This is a genomic window from Streptomyces sp. NBC_00654 (assembly GCF_026341775.1).
Taxonomy (GTDB): Bacteria; Actinomycetota; Actinomycetes; order Streptomycetales; family Streptomycetaceae; genus Streptomyces.
In genome coordinates this window covers 2,143,654-2,159,236 of the sequence record NZ_JAPEOB010000001.1, presented here as the reverse complement: position 1 = coordinate 2,159,236, position 15,583 = coordinate 2,143,654, and the positions used below count along the sequence as shown (strand labels likewise).

The 15,583-nt window shown below is 70.6% G+C and carries 12 protein-coding genes; 4 read left to right on the top strand and 8 right to left on the bottom strand.

Features of this window, described 5'->3' with window-relative positions; all coding sequences use genetic code 11:
• Nucleotides 1-27 precede the first annotated feature (27 nt).
• The gene (locus OHA98_RS09380; protein WP_266924191.1) at nt 28-921 is read left to right on the top strand and encodes a siderophore-interacting protein; all 894 of its coding nucleotides are present in this window, start codon (nt 28-30) and stop codon (nt 919-921) included.
• Nucleotides 922-1,028: 107 nt separating this feature from the next.
• Here OHA98_RS09380 and OHA98_RS09375 read toward each other — a convergent pair whose 3' ends face one another.
• The 5 genes from OHA98_RS09375 to OHA98_RS09355 form a co-directional block, all read right to left on the bottom strand.
• Nucleotides 1,029-2,078 (bottom strand): NAD(P)/FAD-dependent oxidoreductase, encoded by a 1,050-nt coding sequence (locus OHA98_RS09375; protein ID WP_266927822.1) that lies wholly within the window; start codon nt 2,076-2,078, stop codon nt 1,029-1,031.
• A gap of 2 nt (nt 2,079-2,080) precedes the next feature.
• Nucleotides 2,081-3,415: a radical SAM protein gene (locus OHA98_RS09370; protein ID WP_266924190.1), complete on the bottom strand. Its 1,335-nt coding sequence runs from the start codon at nt 3,413-3,415 to the stop codon at nt 2,081-2,083.
• Nucleotides 3,396-4,199, bottom strand: a complete 804-nt coding sequence (locus tag OHA98_RS09365; RefSeq protein WP_266924188.1) for a hypothetical protein — start codon at nt 4,197-4,199, stop codon at nt 3,396-3,398. The genes OHA98_RS09370 and OHA98_RS09365 overlap by 20 nt, the downstream gene beginning before the upstream one ends.
• A gap of 54 nt (nt 4,200-4,253) precedes the next feature.
• Nucleotides 4,254-6,083 (bottom strand): hypothetical protein, encoded by a 1,830-nt coding sequence (locus tag OHA98_RS09360; protein ID WP_266924186.1) that lies wholly within the window; start codon nt 6,081-6,083, stop codon nt 4,254-4,256.
• Between the two features lie 494 nt (nt 6,084-6,577).
• On the bottom strand, nt 6,578-7,723 hold the full coding sequence (locus OHA98_RS09355) for a DUF4185 domain-containing protein (RefSeq protein WP_266924184.1): 1,146 nt from the start codon (nt 7,721-7,723) through the stop codon (nt 6,578-6,580).
• Nucleotides 7,724-7,972: 249 nt separating this feature from the next.
• Here OHA98_RS09355 and OHA98_RS09350 point away from each other — a divergent pair, with 249 nt between their 5' ends.
• Nucleotides 7,973-8,632 carry a peptidoglycan-binding protein gene (locus OHA98_RS09350; protein ID WP_266924182.1) on the top strand — a complete coding sequence of 220 codons (660 nt, stop codon included), beginning with the start codon at nt 7,973-7,975 and terminating at the stop codon, nt 8,630-8,632.
• A gap of 83 nt (nt 8,633-8,715) precedes the next feature.
• Here OHA98_RS09350 and OHA98_RS09345 read toward each other — a convergent pair whose 3' ends face one another.
• Nucleotides 8,716-9,249 carry a hypothetical protein gene (locus tag OHA98_RS09345; RefSeq protein ID WP_266924180.1) on the bottom strand — a complete coding sequence of 178 codons (534 nt, stop codon included), beginning with the start codon at nt 9,247-9,249 and terminating at the stop codon, nt 8,716-8,718.
• 343 nt (nt 9,250-9,592) lie between these two features.
• Between OHA98_RS09345 and OHA98_RS09340 the strand changes: the two genes are divergently transcribed.
• On the top strand, nt 9,593-10,213 hold the full coding sequence (locus OHA98_RS09340; RefSeq protein WP_266924178.1) for a YceI family protein: 621 nt from the start codon (nt 9,593-9,595) through the stop codon (nt 10,211-10,213).
• A gap of 180 nt (nt 10,214-10,393) precedes the next feature.
• Here OHA98_RS09340 and OHA98_RS09335 read toward each other — a convergent pair whose 3' ends face one another.
• Entirely contained in the window at nt 10,394-11,128 is a 735-nt protein-coding gene (locus OHA98_RS09335; RefSeq protein ID WP_266927820.1) for a DJ-1/PfpI family protein, read from the bottom strand.
• 103 nt (nt 11,129-11,231) lie between these two features.
• Nucleotides 11,232-12,257, bottom strand: a complete 1,026-nt coding sequence (locus OHA98_RS09330; RefSeq protein ID WP_266924176.1) for a LacI family DNA-binding transcriptional regulator — start codon at nt 12,255-12,257, stop codon at nt 11,232-11,234.
• 236 nt (nt 12,258-12,493) lie between these two features.
• Here OHA98_RS09330 and OHA98_RS09325 point away from each other — a divergent pair, with 236 nt between their 5' ends.
• Nucleotides 12,494-15,439 carry a glycosyl hydrolase gene (locus OHA98_RS09325; protein WP_266924175.1) on the top strand — a complete coding sequence of 982 codons (2,946 nt, stop codon included), beginning with the start codon at nt 12,494-12,496 and terminating at the stop codon, nt 15,437-15,439.
• Nucleotides 15,440-15,583 lie beyond the last annotated feature (144 nt).

Below are 15,583 nucleotides of genomic sequence, written 5' to 3'. Positions count from 1 at the left end.
GACCCCGCACACGAAGGAGCAGCACCCATGACCATTCACCGCGCCGTGGTGGCCCGCGTCCGGCAGCTCACCCCGTCCATGGCCCGCGTCACGTTCCACGGCGGGGGCCTCGCCGCGTTCACGTCCACGGGTGTCGGCGACGAGTACGTCCGGCTGTTCTTCCCCCACGGCCCCGACCGCACGGACGTCTCCCTGCCCGACCCGACGGAGAACGGCGGCTGGCAGACCCCCGAAGGGCAGCCCGAGGCGCCCGTACGGACGTACACCATCCGGGCCGTCCGCCCGGAGGCCGGCGAGATCGACATCGACTTCGTACTGCACGGCCACGGCACGGCATCGGGCTGGGCCGCCGCCGCCGCGCCCGGAGACGTGATCGGTCTCAACTCCCCCACCGGCCTCTACAGTCCCCCGGCCGACCTGGCGTGGCAGGTCCTGGTCTCCGATCTGAGCGGTCTGCCCGCCGTCGGCCGCATCGCCGAGGACACCCCGGACCACATCACGACCCGGGCCGTCCTCGAAGTGCCCGACACCTCCTGCGTGCAGCCCCTCACCGGCCGGCCCGACGTCCGGGCGACCTGGACCTACGGCGGCAACGGACATGGCCCCAGCCGCCTGGCCGAACTGGTCGCCGCCGCGATCCCGCCCGGCACGGACCTGACCGGCGGCTATGTATGGGTCGCGGGCCGGACGGACGCCCTGCGCGCCGTACGCCGCTACCTGCGCAAGGACCTGAAGCTTCCCGCCGACCGCTTCAAGGTCGTCGGCTACTGGATGCCGGACGGCGACTCCTGGACCGAACGCTACGAAGCACTGCCCGCCGCCGTCCGTGCCGAGCTGGACAGCATGTGGGACAGCCCGGCCGACGAGCCCGAGGACCTCACCATCCGGTACGAGGCCCGCCTCAGCACGCTCGGCCTGTGACCCGGGGCGGCCCTCACCCGCTCAGCCCTCAGGACTGAGCCGGCTGACAGTGCACCGTTCCGGGTTCGGCGGGGACTCACGGAGGTCCCGGGTCGGGGGACGGGTACTCAGGATGGTGCGATGGCCCGAGGGATCCAGAACTGCCGGTCCTGTACCCGGCACTGACGCTTGTAGTGCTCAGCGGCCAGCCCGTCGTGATGTCGGGCGAGACGCTGCAGGTGCGCTTGGTAGAAGGAGGCGACCGTGGCGGCGGTGCCGGGCCGACGGAGGATGCTGTGGGCAGCCAGGCTGCCTTGCATGGCAGTGGTCATCGCGGTCTGAACGCCTTGCGCGGACAGTGGGTCGAGGGTCAGCGCCGCCTCACCGATCTTGATCCAGTCACGGCCGACGGTGCCCTCGGCGATCGAGCTCGTGGCATCGCAGGCGAACGTTCCGGTGATCTGTGTGCCCAGCCAGGGACCGACCAGGTCCGAGGCGGACAGCATCGAACGGTAGAGCCGCCGCCGTGCGTCTTTGTCCAGCGCGACACACCGGGCGCGCTCGACGAAGACCATCGCGTTGATCGTGTCGTCCGGCAGCAGCGCGGCGCAGAGCCACTCGTCGTAGCCCGCCTCGACACGGACGTCGGGACCGTCCCGCACCCCCGGTCGCCAGTATCCGTAGAGAGCGGTGGTACGCGCCCCCGCGCGGCGGCGGTTCTGGCGAAGCAGACCCGTCCGTCCGCCGGCGTCGATGAGGAACCCGCAGTCCAGATCGAAGCGTCGGTCGGCCTGCCGCACCTCGATGCGCCAGCCGTCGTCATGCCGGCGCGGGCGCCGGGCGAGCGCGGGCTGCGACACCTGTACTCCGGCCGTCCGCGCCGCGTCCAGCAGAAACGCGTCGAAGACGCCGCGGTCGGCGACGAACGTCGGTGCGCGGTGCTCGGCGCCCGCCCACCGCGCGAGCAGCTCCGCGGGGCGCACCCCGGCGGGGGCGGGATGGCCCAGGGCGCCCAGGACCTGAGAGATCCCCAGCGCCAGACAGTCACCGAGCCGGCGGCGGGGGAACACCGCACGTTCCACAAGGTGGACGGAATGCCCCAGCAGGGCGAGCTGGCGGGCGGCGGTCGAGCCCGCGGGCCCGCCGCCGATCACGCAGATGTCCGCCCGGACGGACATCGTCACCGGCCGGGGCCGATCACGTCGAGGTAGTCCGGTCGCTTCTCCGTCAGCCGCGCGTACATGCACAGGCAATGGTGGAGCCAGCCCCGGATGTAGTCACAGGCCGGGCGGCCACGCCCGATCACCTCGTGATGGCATCCCCCGCCGCACAGGTACCGCGCCCAGCAGTCGGAGCACGGCTGCTGCCGATGCACATGCCGGTCGTCCAGCCATTTCAGCTGCCGCGCTGGATCCACCCCGGTGAGGACGTCGCCCATCTTGCGCTCGTCGTCCCCGACGAAACGGTGGCAGGCAAACAGCTCACCGTCGGCGGACGCGCCCAGATATCCCGCTCCGGCACCGCACGGGTACGGGCGGTGGGTACCCCGGTGGATCTCCCGCAGCGCGTTGACGGCGTTGAGGAACGGATAGGCGATGCCCTTCTCGACCCGCTCCTCGAAGCGCTCGGCGCAGGCGGTCATCTGTTCGAGCATGATGTTCAGGTCGGACCCGGCCATCTCGTCGGCGCCGGTGGGCGAGCTGAGCATCGGCGAGAACCCGACACTGTCGAACCCCAGGGAGATGAATTCCTCCAGCGTCTCCGGAAGAGACAGGTTCCGCGGTGTCACGGTGACGCGGGCGGAGACATTCATGGTCCCCCGTCGGTCGTTCAGCAGCGGCTCCAGACGCCTGAGCACCCGTTCGTAGGTGGGCCGTCCGTTCCTTGCGGGGCGCAGCCGGTCGTGGACGGCGCCCACGCCGTCGAGGCTGACGGTGACGGCGAATCCGTGCCGTGCGAAGAATTCGGCGTCATCGGGCCTGACCAGTGTTCCGTTCGTCGTGATCGAGTATCCGACGCGGACTCCGCGCTCCGCGGCGCGCACGGCGGCGTGCTCGGTGGCGGACCGCAGTACACGGCGATTGGCGAGCGGCTCGCCGCCGAGGAACGCGATGGTGATCCGCTCCCCGGCCGCCGCGTCGTCCACCAGGCGGTCGACCGTCGCGTGGGCGACCTGCTCGGACATGAGCTTGGCGGCACCGCCGAAGTCGCCCTGCTCCGCATAGCAGTAGGTGCAGCCCAAGTTGCAGGTCTGCGCGATGGCGAGGGAGATGGAGCGCAGGGGGACCTCGCCGGGGACCTCGTCGAGCGCTACCGGGACGTCGAGACCGAACCGGGCGAGCAGGGCGCTCGCGGCGGCCTCGTCCCGCGCCTCGGCCGCGTCCTCGAAGAGCTCCCGGGCCTCCGGCGGAATCGCGTAGACGAGCGAACCCGCGGAGACAAGGATGTGCGGGCCGTTCCCTCCGTCGAACAAGTGATAGCCGCGGACCCGGGGCTCAGTCACCGTCGCGGTCATGGTCGTCCTTTCCCTCAAGGACGAAGCTGAGCTTGTCCTCCCAACTGGCGATGATGTCCTCGTGCTGGAGCAGGTCCGACTGACGAAGCGTGTAGACCTTGGGTGTGGTGGGTGTCCGATCGCGCTGGAGCCAGTTGTGGCCTCGGCTGCCCTTGGCCTCGTCCGCCTCGACGTTGACGTAGTCGGGCCGGCTGGCGGCCCAGTAATAGCAACCGCAGCCGATGAAGTCGTTCTGCCACGGGGAACAGAGGCTCTGTGTCAGCTCACCGGGCTCGGCGAGCTGACGGCTGAGCACCGCGGTGCGGGCATCCTCCCCGCCCTCGGGCCCGGACTCCTCAAAGATCTTCCGGACCCTCAGCGAGACGTCCTGCTGATCGTCGTCGCCCTTGGTGAACGTGCACCGGACTTCCTGCCCTGCCTTCTGCGCGACGTCGGCAAGGGCGTTCGACCATTCCAAGGACCAGTTGCCCAGACTCTCGTCGGCCCCTCCGGGTGACCGTGGGCCGACGACCTCGATCCAGACCGGATGCCCGTCCACGGCGAGAAGGATCTCGCCGACAAGCCCCCGCACCTCTTCGGGCGCGTCGTCGTCGACGGCCAGGACCAGGGCGACCGCCTCGTGCAGTTGGATTCCGGCGAAGACACGGCGCCACAGATTACGCAGGTCCAGTTCAAGGCCCGGGTAGAAGTTGCCGACGGAGGACGCCGGGGTCGTACCGGGAGGGTTGCCACGCGCCCGGTACGCGAGCTGGGCGGTCAGGTTCCGGGGCGCGATCGGTTCCACGGCTACTCCTGGGCTCTGCGATGACGGTGATGGGGGCGGCGCGGATGGCGGTCGTCACTCGTCCCCGTCCGGCTGCATCGCGGCGATCCAGGCCTCGACGATCTCGAGGCCGGTCCTGTCGGTGCCGGGCACGGTGCGGCTGAACGGTCCGTGCATGGGGTGGTCCTCGCGGCGCAGCAGGCGTACGAACGCCGAGGCCTCCACGTCGCCCGGGGTCACCAGGCGCTGCCCGGCCTCCGCTCCCGCGAGCGGTCCCTGGGCGTTCGCCGTACGGACGTGATCCAGCAGGTCCAGGGGATGCACGAAGAGGTCCGACAACGGACCCGACTCCGTGGGAATGTGCTCATGGAGGGGAGCCATCGCGCGGAAGAACTCCACCAGACGGAGCATCATGCGCTCGGGCTCGGTCGTGGCCTGCGTCTCCAGGGCGGCACGACGCAGGAGCTCGATCTGACGGCGGGTGAGCGCCAGCTCCAGGGTGTCGCTGCCGCGCATGAGCGCCGGCATCTTCTGGCGTGCCATGGTCGAGAAATCACCGGCTTCGTCGTAGGAACGGATCAGATCACGCGGGATGGGCAGTACGCCGTTCTGCCAGCTCGTCATGAGCTGCTCATGAATCGCCAGGACCTGGTGGTAGGGAGCCTCGCCCTGGCCGAAGACGGGTTCGAAGGCGCGCTCGTACTCGGCGGTCTCGTGCCGCGCCTGGTTGGTGGCGTTCGTCGCGACGCCGCCGATCCCCTGGTCCGCGTTCATGGCCATCGTGTTCATCAGGCGCACCGTCTCCAGGGCGCGGCGCAGGGTGTCCTCCACTTCGTCCCGGTCCAGCTCACCGGACACGGTGGGCCCGAACAGCGCCTGAACGAGGTCGTCCTGCAACGTACGGACGTGGAAACTGTCCGGCGCGAAGTCGGGCACCCCGGAGCAGATCCGGGCCGACGCGCTGAGCACCTGACCGCCGATGGTGACCTCGACACCGACGATTCCGTCACAGGCGTCGTCCACGTAGCCCTTGGAGATGTAGCGCTGCCCCTGTTGGTCGAGCGTGCCCTCGTAGGTCTGGGCCGGGAAGGTCACCAGTGGCGCGGCCGGGTCGCCGTCGAAGTGGTCGTCCCAGCGCCCCACGGCGGGGTCGTACACGTCGTCGCTGACCTGTGGATCACCCGGCCGTGCCCCGAACACCGCGCCCCGGCTGGGCACGAAACGCATCCGGATCTCGGGGAATTCGGCCGTCGGCCTGATGAAGCGGACCGTGCCGAGCGAAATCGACTTACCTGCTTGGAAATTGTCGGCGCGCCCGGCGAGCGGATGCTCGGCGTGGTCGTTGAACGGCCCGGTGTCGGCGTGGATCCCGTCCTTGACGTCCCCCGTGCGCCGCGCGGCCTTGAGGTTGGCCACCACAACCCGCCAGCGGAGGTCGGCGGGGGTCAGGCCGGCGGCTTCGAGGCGTGCGGTGGTGAGGGGTTCCAGGTCGCCGGTGCCGAAGCGGGCCCACAATTCCAGGAAGGGCGCCACCGGACGGATCCGGCCCGTGCTGTCCCGGAATCGGACCTCAGCCGGCTGTGTCTCCTCCGTGATCGCTCCGCTGTCAGGGTCGACGTGCAAGGTCGGCGCGGGCTGCAGCTCGCGATATCCGGTCGGTTCGCGGACCACGGCGTGGTAGTTGTCCATCGGCTCGCCGGACGACCCGAAGCGACCGATGGCCAGTGGCGGGAGGATCCGCAGTTCCGTGATGCCGCTACCGTCCAGCCGGCCGTCGGGCACCGATCGGCCCTCGGCGCCCCGCACCGGCCGGAATTCTTCGGCGTCGTCCGCCGCCGTTGTTCCCTCGGTGCTCTGCCGTGCGCCCAGTTCCTCGTCCCGACGTACCCGGCGAGGGGAATTCATGGGTCCTCATTTCCTGCGTCGGCTGCCCTCAACGCGAAGTCGGATTCACGGACAGCAGGAAGTGTCTGGTCCCATGGCTGTACGGCTGTCCTGGTCACCTCCTTTGTCCAGGCATTCCCCCTGTTCGCCCGGCCATGACCTGCCAATCGTGTGGTTTTGTAAACCGGCGATCGCATGGTTTCGTAAAGCCGCAGGGGAACGCTCGCAGCCGGCGTTCAGCGGGGCGCGTCGGCTGATCGGAGCCGTCCGCGGACTCCCCCGCCCGCCTCGGTGAAAGCCGTGGGGCGGCTCGGCAGTGGCCTGTACTGCCGCTCAGGCTGTCCCGTCGTCCCTGGACAATCAGCGCGCGGCGCCGGATGCGGTGCATCGCAAGGCGCAGGGACATCCGCATACGGGATGTATGCGGATGTCCCGGAAACGCCGCGAGGTGCCGTAGCAGTCGTCGCGCGCCCGCCAGGAATGACGGGACAGCCTTTACACGCTCAGCCCGTTGATTACACGCTCAGCCCGTTGATGCGGTACTGCATCACCCGGTAGTTCTGGTCGTCGTACCACTGGCTGACCGCGATGTGGAAGTCGCCGAAGGTCGAGCCCGGGATGATGAACCCGCCGTACGGGCTCGCCACCGCGTTGCCGAATTCCAGTCCGGGCACGGTGGGCACGATGATCGTCTGTTCCGGTGTGGCGAACAGGTTGGATGTCGGCAGCGGGAAGATCTGCGCGCGCATGTCGAGCGGGTCCATGTTGAGCCAGGTGAGGGCGTACTTCCCGTCCATGGCCCGGAAACAGATCTCGCCCCAGCGGCGCGGTCCGGAGACCGAGGTCGGGTGGTTCCCCCAGGCCCAGGCGCCATTGGCGTAACCCCAGGGTTCGTAGGCGGCGGGATTTCCCAGGGCGTCCTGCGGAACCCGGTGGAGCAGCAGGTCCGATGTCACATCGCGATTGAAGACGGTGGACAGGACGTAGCAGTACCCGTCGTCCGCCACCGCGTATGTCTTCTGCTGGAACTGCCCGTTGTACTGGTCGCCCGGCCATTGGCAGAGGTATTCCCAGGTCTCCCCGCTGTCCCGGGAGCGCCAGAAGTCGGAGTGGTGCGTCTGGTAGATCACCCCGCGCATCAGGTGCATGTACATCGTGTCGCCGATGGTGAACACGTCGGAGGGAATGGCGGTGGTGCCGCCGTCGTGTCCTTCGGGAACCAGGCTCTCGGCGTGGGCGCCTCCGACGCTGTCGTCGATGACGAGCGAGCCGAGGGAGGGGTTGCGGGCGCGCAGACCCACCGGGGCCCGCCAGTCGGGGCCGCCGACGCCACCGCCGTCGAAGGTGTCGCCACCGACGAGGAGCATGGTGCCGTCGGGGCAGCGGGCGGGGATGCCCAGGTCGGTCCAGGGGGCGGCGAAGCGGCCGGTCTCCGCGGGGCCGGTGAGGTTGCGGATCCTGGCGCCGGTGATCAGCCTCGCGCCGCGCTCGGTGGCGGTCGCCTGCGCGGTGCCCGCGGCGATGCCCGCCGCGGCGAGGGCGGCGCCCGTACCGGCCCTCAGGAGGGAACGGCGGCTCAGGGAGCGGGAGCCCCGCGGATCCAGGTCCTGCGGATCGGGACCCTGCGCATGAGGGCCCTGCGGTTGGGGGGATTGCTGCATGGACAGCTCCTGTGGGGAGGGCTCGCTGCGGGCTGTGCGACACGGCCGGCCATTCGGCCGCTCCGCCGCACCTTTCGGATCGTAGGGCGCGAAGTCCGCGCGCAACAGGTGGTGTTGACCGGCGCGAATTCTCTGCCATTGGTCCGACCGCTGAAAGGGATGCCGCCGGACGGGGCATCCCCCGAAGGCCCAACTCGCCTTTCCTGCAACGGCCTTGACTTTGCGATACCGGGCGCGACACCGTGCTGTATGCGAAAGAACAGAACCCCCCACCGCATGTTCGCGAGCCTGGCCGCTGCCGGAATTCTGCTCGCCCTTCCGGCCACCGCCCATGCCGCGCCCACCCCCGACCCCACATCCCATGGCCTGCGCGCCTTCCAGGCGAACCACGGACTCCGCCCCACCGGTTCCGTGGACGCCGCCACCGCACGGCTGCTCGACGCCGCCCCGGACAGCGAATTGCGCACGGTCTTCGCCGCGCCGTCCGATCTCGGGCCGGAGGAACTCGCCAACGCCCGTACCGTCATCGGCGTCGGGAAAGGCGCGCAGATACCGGAGCAGGGTCAGGTCATCGCCCTGATGACGGCGATGCAGGAGTCGAAGTTCGTCAATTACACGGTCCCCGTGGACCATGACTCGCTGGGCATCTTCCAGCAGCGGCCCAGCATGGGCTGGGGCACTCCGGAGCAGATCACGGATGTCGCCACCTCGTCCAAGTCCTTCTACGGGGTGGCCCCGTTCGGCAACAACCCCGGGTTGATCCAGATCGCCGGCTGGGAGTCCATGGCGCCCGGTGAGGTGTGCCAGGCGGTGCAGCGTTCCGCCTATCCCGACCGGTACGCGCAGTGGGAGCAGTTCGCCCGCGACCTGCTCGCACAGGAAGGCCCCTCGGTCGACCCCATCTACTGACGGGTGAGGCCCCGGCGCCTCCACACACGCGGGTGCCCCCGTCCGGCGGGACGGGGGCACCCGTACGTTCGCGGGAGGCTCGGTCAGCAGCCGCCGCAGTTGTAGAACGTCACGTCCCAGTGGTTGCCCTCGTCCGCGTAGATGTTGCCGGAGCCGGACTGGTACTGGGGCGCACCGTCACCCCGCACGCCTATGTAGGTGAAGACACCCTTGACGTAGTTGGTGACGCAGGTGCTCTTGGCGAAGTCGAGCTTGTAGCCGTTCCAGTGGGAGTACGTGCCGCCGGCGTGCCCGGTCTCGGTGCCGCCGGTGATGTTGAGCGCACAGCCCGTGGCGCCCTTCAGGGTCTGGGCGCCCTGGGCGGTCGCCAGGTTCAGCTGGTCGAAGGACGTACACGTGGGCACGTTCCGGTCGGAGCAGCCGCCCGACGACGACCAGGTGATCCCGGACGAGCTGAACCGGGAGGTCGCCTGCGCGTGGGTGAGCTTGGTGTCGGCGTGCGCCTGGGTGGCGCCGCTGCCGAGCACGCCGATACCGGGGGCGAAGAGCGCGCCGAGGACAAGGGCCAGGGCGGTGAGGGCGGAGCGGAGTCTCGGGCGGGTGGCCTGGGGCACCATGGGGGGATTCCTCCTGCTCATGACAATTTATGGGGTGGCCGGGCGCGCGGAACGCACACACCGGGCAAGGAGATAGTGCCCGAGATCTACGCGCGTCCGCCAGAGGTCGGCATGTTGCCATGCGGTGAACATCGCGACACCCGGCCCGGCGCATGACCCGGGAGACCCTCGACCGCAAGGGGCCCGGACGGCGGCCCGGCGGTCACCGAAGGGCGCCCGGAGCCCCCGAACCCCTCAATGTTGAACATTGAACTAGATTGCTCTACAGTGAATCTCGTTGAAGGTTAAACAACACCGACGACATCGGTACCCCGCCGCTCGAAACGTCCCCCGAGGAGGAGCCATGGCTCTGTTCAACCGCAAGTCCACTGCCACCCCGACCGCCGCCGAGACCCCCGCGGTGGACCCCGCGCTCGCCGCCCTGACCGGCGACTACGCGATCGACCCGGCCCACAGCAGCATCGGCTTCACCGTGCGTCACGCCATGGTCACCAATGTGCGGGGCTCCTTCGGTGAGCACGAGGGCTCCCTGAAGCTGGACGGGGCCGACCCGGCCAACTCGGCGGCCTCCATCGACGTCAAGATCGCCAGCGTCGACACCGGCATCGCGGACCGTGACGGCCACCTGGTCAGCGGCGACTTCTTCGATGCCCAGAAGTTCCCCCTCATGACGTTCCGCTCCACGCGGGCGGAGCAGCTCGGCGGCGACAAGTACCGCGTCACCGGCGACCTCACCATCAAGGACGTCACGCGTCCCCTCGCCATCGACCTGGAGTTCAACGGCTCCGCCACCGACGTCTACGGCAACGAGCGCGTCGGCTTCGAGGGCAGCGCGGACATCCTGCGCTCCGACTGGGGCCTGACCTGGAACGCGGCGCTGGAGACCGGCGGCGTGATGGTCAGCGACAAGGTCAAGCTGAACTTCGACATCTCCGCGATCAAGGCCGCCGCACCGCAGGCCTGATCCTCCCGGGTGCCACGCCCCGGAACGAGCGCGCCCGCCTTCCCTTCCCCTCACGGGGAGGGAGGCGGGCGCTCGGCGTGCGGGGCCGGTACGCGGGCCGGCGGGCCACCGCCCCGCCCCGGAGCGCGCGCCGGCGGACCACCGGCCCACCGCCCGTGCGTACGGTCGGCGGGACAGCCTTCAGCGCGGGGACGACCAGACCGTGCCCCGTGCTTCGTACTCCAGCATGCTCTCGATGCCGGTCGCGGCGTCCGGGCCGAGCTCACGGCGGACGATCCACAGCGCGAGCTCCAGTCCCGAGGTGATACCGCCCGCGGTCACCAGATCGCCGTCGTCGACGACGCGGGCGTTCTTCAGTACGCCGCCCTGCTGCTCCAGGTCCGCACGGGCGCGCTGATGGGTGGTGCAGGGGCGCCCACGGGTCAGGCCCGCGGCCGAGCAGAGCATGACGCCCGTGCACAGCGCGCCGATCGTGAGCCCGGGGCGTACCGCCGCCGCCAGCGCGCGCGGCAGGGTGCCCCTGTTGATCTCGGCCCACACTCCGGGGCTGTCCCGCCGGGCGTAGCCGCCGCCGGGCACGACCAGCACATCGGCCTCTTCGGGCTCCCAGGGGCCGATGTCGCGCAGGCGCGTGCCGTAGGCGGCGGTGACGCCGGCCGGTCCGGAGGCCCTGACGTAGTCGACCGTCACCGGCCGCGAGGTGAAGAACTTGGCGGCGGAGAAGACCTCGTACGGTGCGGCGAAGTCGAGTTCCTCCACCCCTTCGTACATGACGACCTGGACCCGGAAGGGACCGGCCGGTTTCCCTCTCGCACTCCGCTCCCCCGCCGCCGCTGCCGCTGGGCTCGCGACGCCCGCCAGCACGCCGGTGGCGCCCAGCGCGGTGGAGGTACGGAGCACCTCGCGTCGGTTCATGGGTTTCATACGGTCTCCTGTCCGGTCCGGGGCGTTCTCCTCCAGTTGTCGGGCTCCGTGCCGTCGGAGTTCCCGTCCGGTCCGGGGTTTCCGCGGGCGGCGCTCACACGGGGGACGGCGGGGCGGGGCCGTCGGACGTCGTCGCGCCGACCACCAGCGTGCACGGGTGGGCGTGTACGCCGGGGTCGTCACGGCCGTCCGCCACCTGTGCGCCCGCGGCCGCGCCGAGGCCCGCCAGGCCGGTGTCGACGGTCGTCAGGTGGCGGGTGCCCTGGCCGCTGATCACCGTCTCCCAGTTGTCCACCCCGACCAGCGCGACATCGTCCGGGACTCGCCTGCCGGCCTCCAGCAGGACGGACTCCACGCCCAGGGCGATCTGGTCATTGCCGCAGAACACCGCGTCGAACCGGACTCCGGACGCGAGCAGCCGGCGGCAGACCGCCGCGCCCGAGGCCCGGCTCCAGTCGCCCCGGAGCGTGTCGGCCGCGGCGGACAGCCCCGCTTCGGCCAGTACGGCCAGCAGACCCCGCTCCCGTCCCGTCGCCGCGGTGTCGTGCTCCCCGGCGGTGATGTGGGCGATGTGCCGCCTGCCGAGGGACAGCAGATGCTCACCGGCCAGCCGCCCGGCCATCTCGCTGTCCGGTACGTAACAGGCGTCGTCCGGGCGGTCGGTGAGACCGTGCGCGTACACCACCGGGACGGAGAACTCGCCGGTGAGGGAACGCAGTCGGGCATGCAGACCGTCACCCAGGACCAGCAGCCCGTCCACCCGGCGGGCCTGCAGTCTGCGGACGCTCTCGGCCAGCACGTCCGGGTCGCGCCCCATGTCGTAGAGCAGGCACGCCTGTTCCCGGCTCCCCAGATGGGCGACCGCGCCGACCAGCACCGGTTCGGTGAACGCACCTCGCGCGTTGTGGGCGAGGATGCCGATCGTCCGGCTGCGTCCCAGCGCGAACGACTGGGCCAGCGCGTTGGGGCGGAAGTCCAGCCGGAGGGCGGCCTCCGCGATGCGCGCCCGGGTCGCCTGGGAGATCCGCCCGCCGCCGTTCAGCGCCCGCGACGCCGTGGAGAGCGACACTCCGGCGACCGCCGCGACATCGCTCAGGGTGACCCTGTTCCGTTCCGACATGGCCCCACCCTACCGAGCTGCGCAACTGCTTGCTCGCTCAAGGGATTTACCGGTTTAACTCTTGACACCAGCATGGGCCCGGAACAGTCTGTGCCGCGATGAGCAACCGCTTGCGCACATGCTTCGGCGCGGCGGTTCCGCGCGACGACCAGGGAGTTCACACCATGCGACTTCGATCACGGCAGCGCCCATCGCGACGGCAGAGACGGCGGCGTCCCGCGAGGGCGGGGACAGCGGTGGCGCTGGCGCTGCCCCTGCTCCTCGGCCTTCTCGCACCCGCTCCCGCCTCCGCCGCGGCGACAGGTTCAGGAGCGGCGGACGCCGATCGCCGCGCCTCCGCCGCGCCGGCCGCCTCCGCCACTCCCGCCACGTCCGCCACCGATGACGTCAAGGTCGAGGTGACCACCCCGGGCAACCTCTTCGATCCGGGGCAGCGGGCGACCTTCGGGGTCCTCGCCGCCCGTGACCGCAGCGTCCCCTGGACCGTCCGCGACTACCGGGGCCGCACGGTGGAGTCCGGTACCGCCGCCGTCGACCCGGCCACCGGCAAGGGCTCGGTGGATGCCGGTGAACTCCCGCTCGGCTACTACACGTTGACGCTGCGGGGCAGCTCCGCGGACGGCGCCCCCCTCTCCCGTACGGCAGGCTTCGCCGTACAGCACCCGGGGCCCGACCCGAAGCTGACCACCGACTCCTTCTTCGGCGTCAACCACCACCACCGCTCCGCCCCCGGCGACGCCTGGGACGACTCCACCCTGCTCGCCGCGCGGGGCGGCATGGACGCCCTGCGGGTCGACTCCACCTACTGGCGCTCCATCGAGAACCCCAAGGGCCAGTACCAGTGGCCCGAGGCCACCGAGCGCGTCACCGCCGGCTTCGGCGACCGCGGCCAGAACGGTCTGATGCTGCTGGGCTTCGGCAACAGCGACTACGGCGGTGTCCCGAGCACCCCAGCGGCGTACGAGGGCTTCGGAAAGTACGCCGGAAAGGTCGCCGAGCAGGCCGGGGGCCGTATCGAGTCGCTGGAGGTCTGGAACGAGTACTACGGCGGCTTCTCCAGCGGAGTGTGCTCGCAGAGCGCGAAGTGTTACGCCAAGCTGCTCGCCGCCGCCTACCCGGCTGTCAAGGCCGCCGACCCGAAGATCACCATGGTCGGCGCCTCGTCGTTCAAGGTGCCGCTGGACTGGTTCGAGGAACTGTTCAGCCTGGGCGCGCTGAAGCACATGGACGCGGTCTCCATCCACCCCTACCGGGCGCCCGGCACCCCGGAAGGTGTCGACCTGGACATCGCGGGCCTGAAGCGGCTGATGCGCAAGTACAACGACGGCGAGGAACTCCCGATCTGGATCACCGAACAGGGCTGGACCTCCGCCGACCGGAACGGCATCGGGGTCAGCGAGCAGACCCAGGCGCAGTCCACCGCCCGCGCCCTGCTGGAGGCCAAGGCCGCGGGCATCGCCCGCTACTACTGGTACGACCTGGTCAACGACGGCAACGGGCCGAGCAACGGCGAGCACAACTTCGGCCTGCTCCGCGCCGCGGGACCGGAGGCCACCGGCCTCAACCCGAAGCCCTCCTATCTCGCCTACGCCACCACCGCCCGCGAACTCACCGGGTCGGCGTTCACCGGGCGGCTGCGCACGGGCGACCGCGACCTGCACGCGTACGCCTTCGCCCCGGCGCCCGGCTCGCCCGGCGCGGGCGCGAGCACCACGGCGCTGTGGAGCAGCGACCGCACCGACAAGCCGGTACGCGTACGGGCCACGAAGCCGGTCACCGTGGTGGACATGCTCGGAGCCGAGCGGGTACTGGAGCCGGTGGGCGGCTGGGTCCATCTGACGGCCACCGGGGAACCGGTCTACCTGCGGGCCGCGGTGAGCAAGGTCGAGAAGTCGTCGCTGCTGTCGCTGTCCACCCCCCGCGAGATCGCGGCGGGCTCCGACGTGCCGGTGACCGCCACCGTCGACAACCGCGCGGCGGCCGGCCATGGCACGGCTTCCGCCCGGCGCACCGCCGTCTTCGAGATCGAGGGCGAGCGTGTCACCGTCTCGGCGGCACCCGGCCGGCGAGCGAGCGCCGTGCTGAAGGTCCCGGCCGGAGCGACGCCCGGCAGCCGCGGGCTGGCGGCAGCCGTCACCCTCGGCGGGAAGCGGGCCGGAGCGGTCGCGACCGGCACCGAAGTGGCAGCGCGGTCCGTGAGTGTCGACGTCTCCCCGGACATGTCGGTGAAGCACGGCAGCCGCACCGACCGGCTGGCCGTGACCGTCACCAACCACTCGCCGGACAAGCCGGTCACCGTGACCGGCATCGACTGGTCCTTCGGCGACCGCACCGGAAGGATCGACGGCGCGGGCGTCGAAGCAGCGGGCGCCGAAGGAGCGGGCGGCAAGAACGCTGCCGACCGGCACCGCGTTCCGCCGCTCGGCAGCCGCACCTACCGTGCCGGGATCGAGGGCGCGAGCGCGTATTCCGTTCAACCGGTCGCGGTGACCGCCGAGTTCGCGGACGGACAGACGGCCGGTGACAACGACTCCTTCGGCTTCAGCCCGATCGGCCGGGCCACCCCGCGGCTGGTGGACGGGAAGCTGACCGGTCTGGCGGGCGTGCCGAAGGTGGACCTGTCCGAGGTCGGGACGTACCAGGGAATCGCTCCCTCCGTCACCGACGGGGACATGTGGGCGACCTGGGACGAGCGGAATCTGTATGTGTCCGCCGTGGTCCGGGAGAAGGACTACCGGGCCCCGGAGAAGGTGGCCTGGCTGCCCGCCGGCGACAGCATCGGCATCGGGGTGCAGCCCGGAAAGCCGGGCGAGGGCCTGGGCCGCTGGGGCGCCGACTGGTACATGCTCTATGCCGGTGACACCACGCAGGAGGGCCCGGGGGTCTTCGTGGAATCGCTGCCGAAGGACTACCCGGTGGGCTCCGTGGAGGGCGCGGATGTCCGGGTGGCCCGTGACGCGGTGGCCGGGACGACGACCTACCTGGTCTCCGTACCGTGGAAGCGGATCGCTCCGCTGTCACCCGCCGACCCGTCGTTCTCGCTCACCCTCACGGTCAACAAGAACGACGGGGTGCAGCGGGACAAGTACCGTTCGCTCGGTCTGGACGGCTGGCAGACCTGGGGCGACGGGCTCAACAACTGGAAGCTCGTGCGCTATCAGCAGGTGCAGCTGACCCGCTGACGTGACTCACTGGTGTGACCCGCTGGCGTGGTCCGCTGGCGTGACCCGCTGACGACTGCCCGTCACAGCGGCCGGGTGTCCGCCGGAGCAGGAACGGCGGCCACCCGGCCATCCCCTTCCCCCACTCACCGACGGGTCATCACA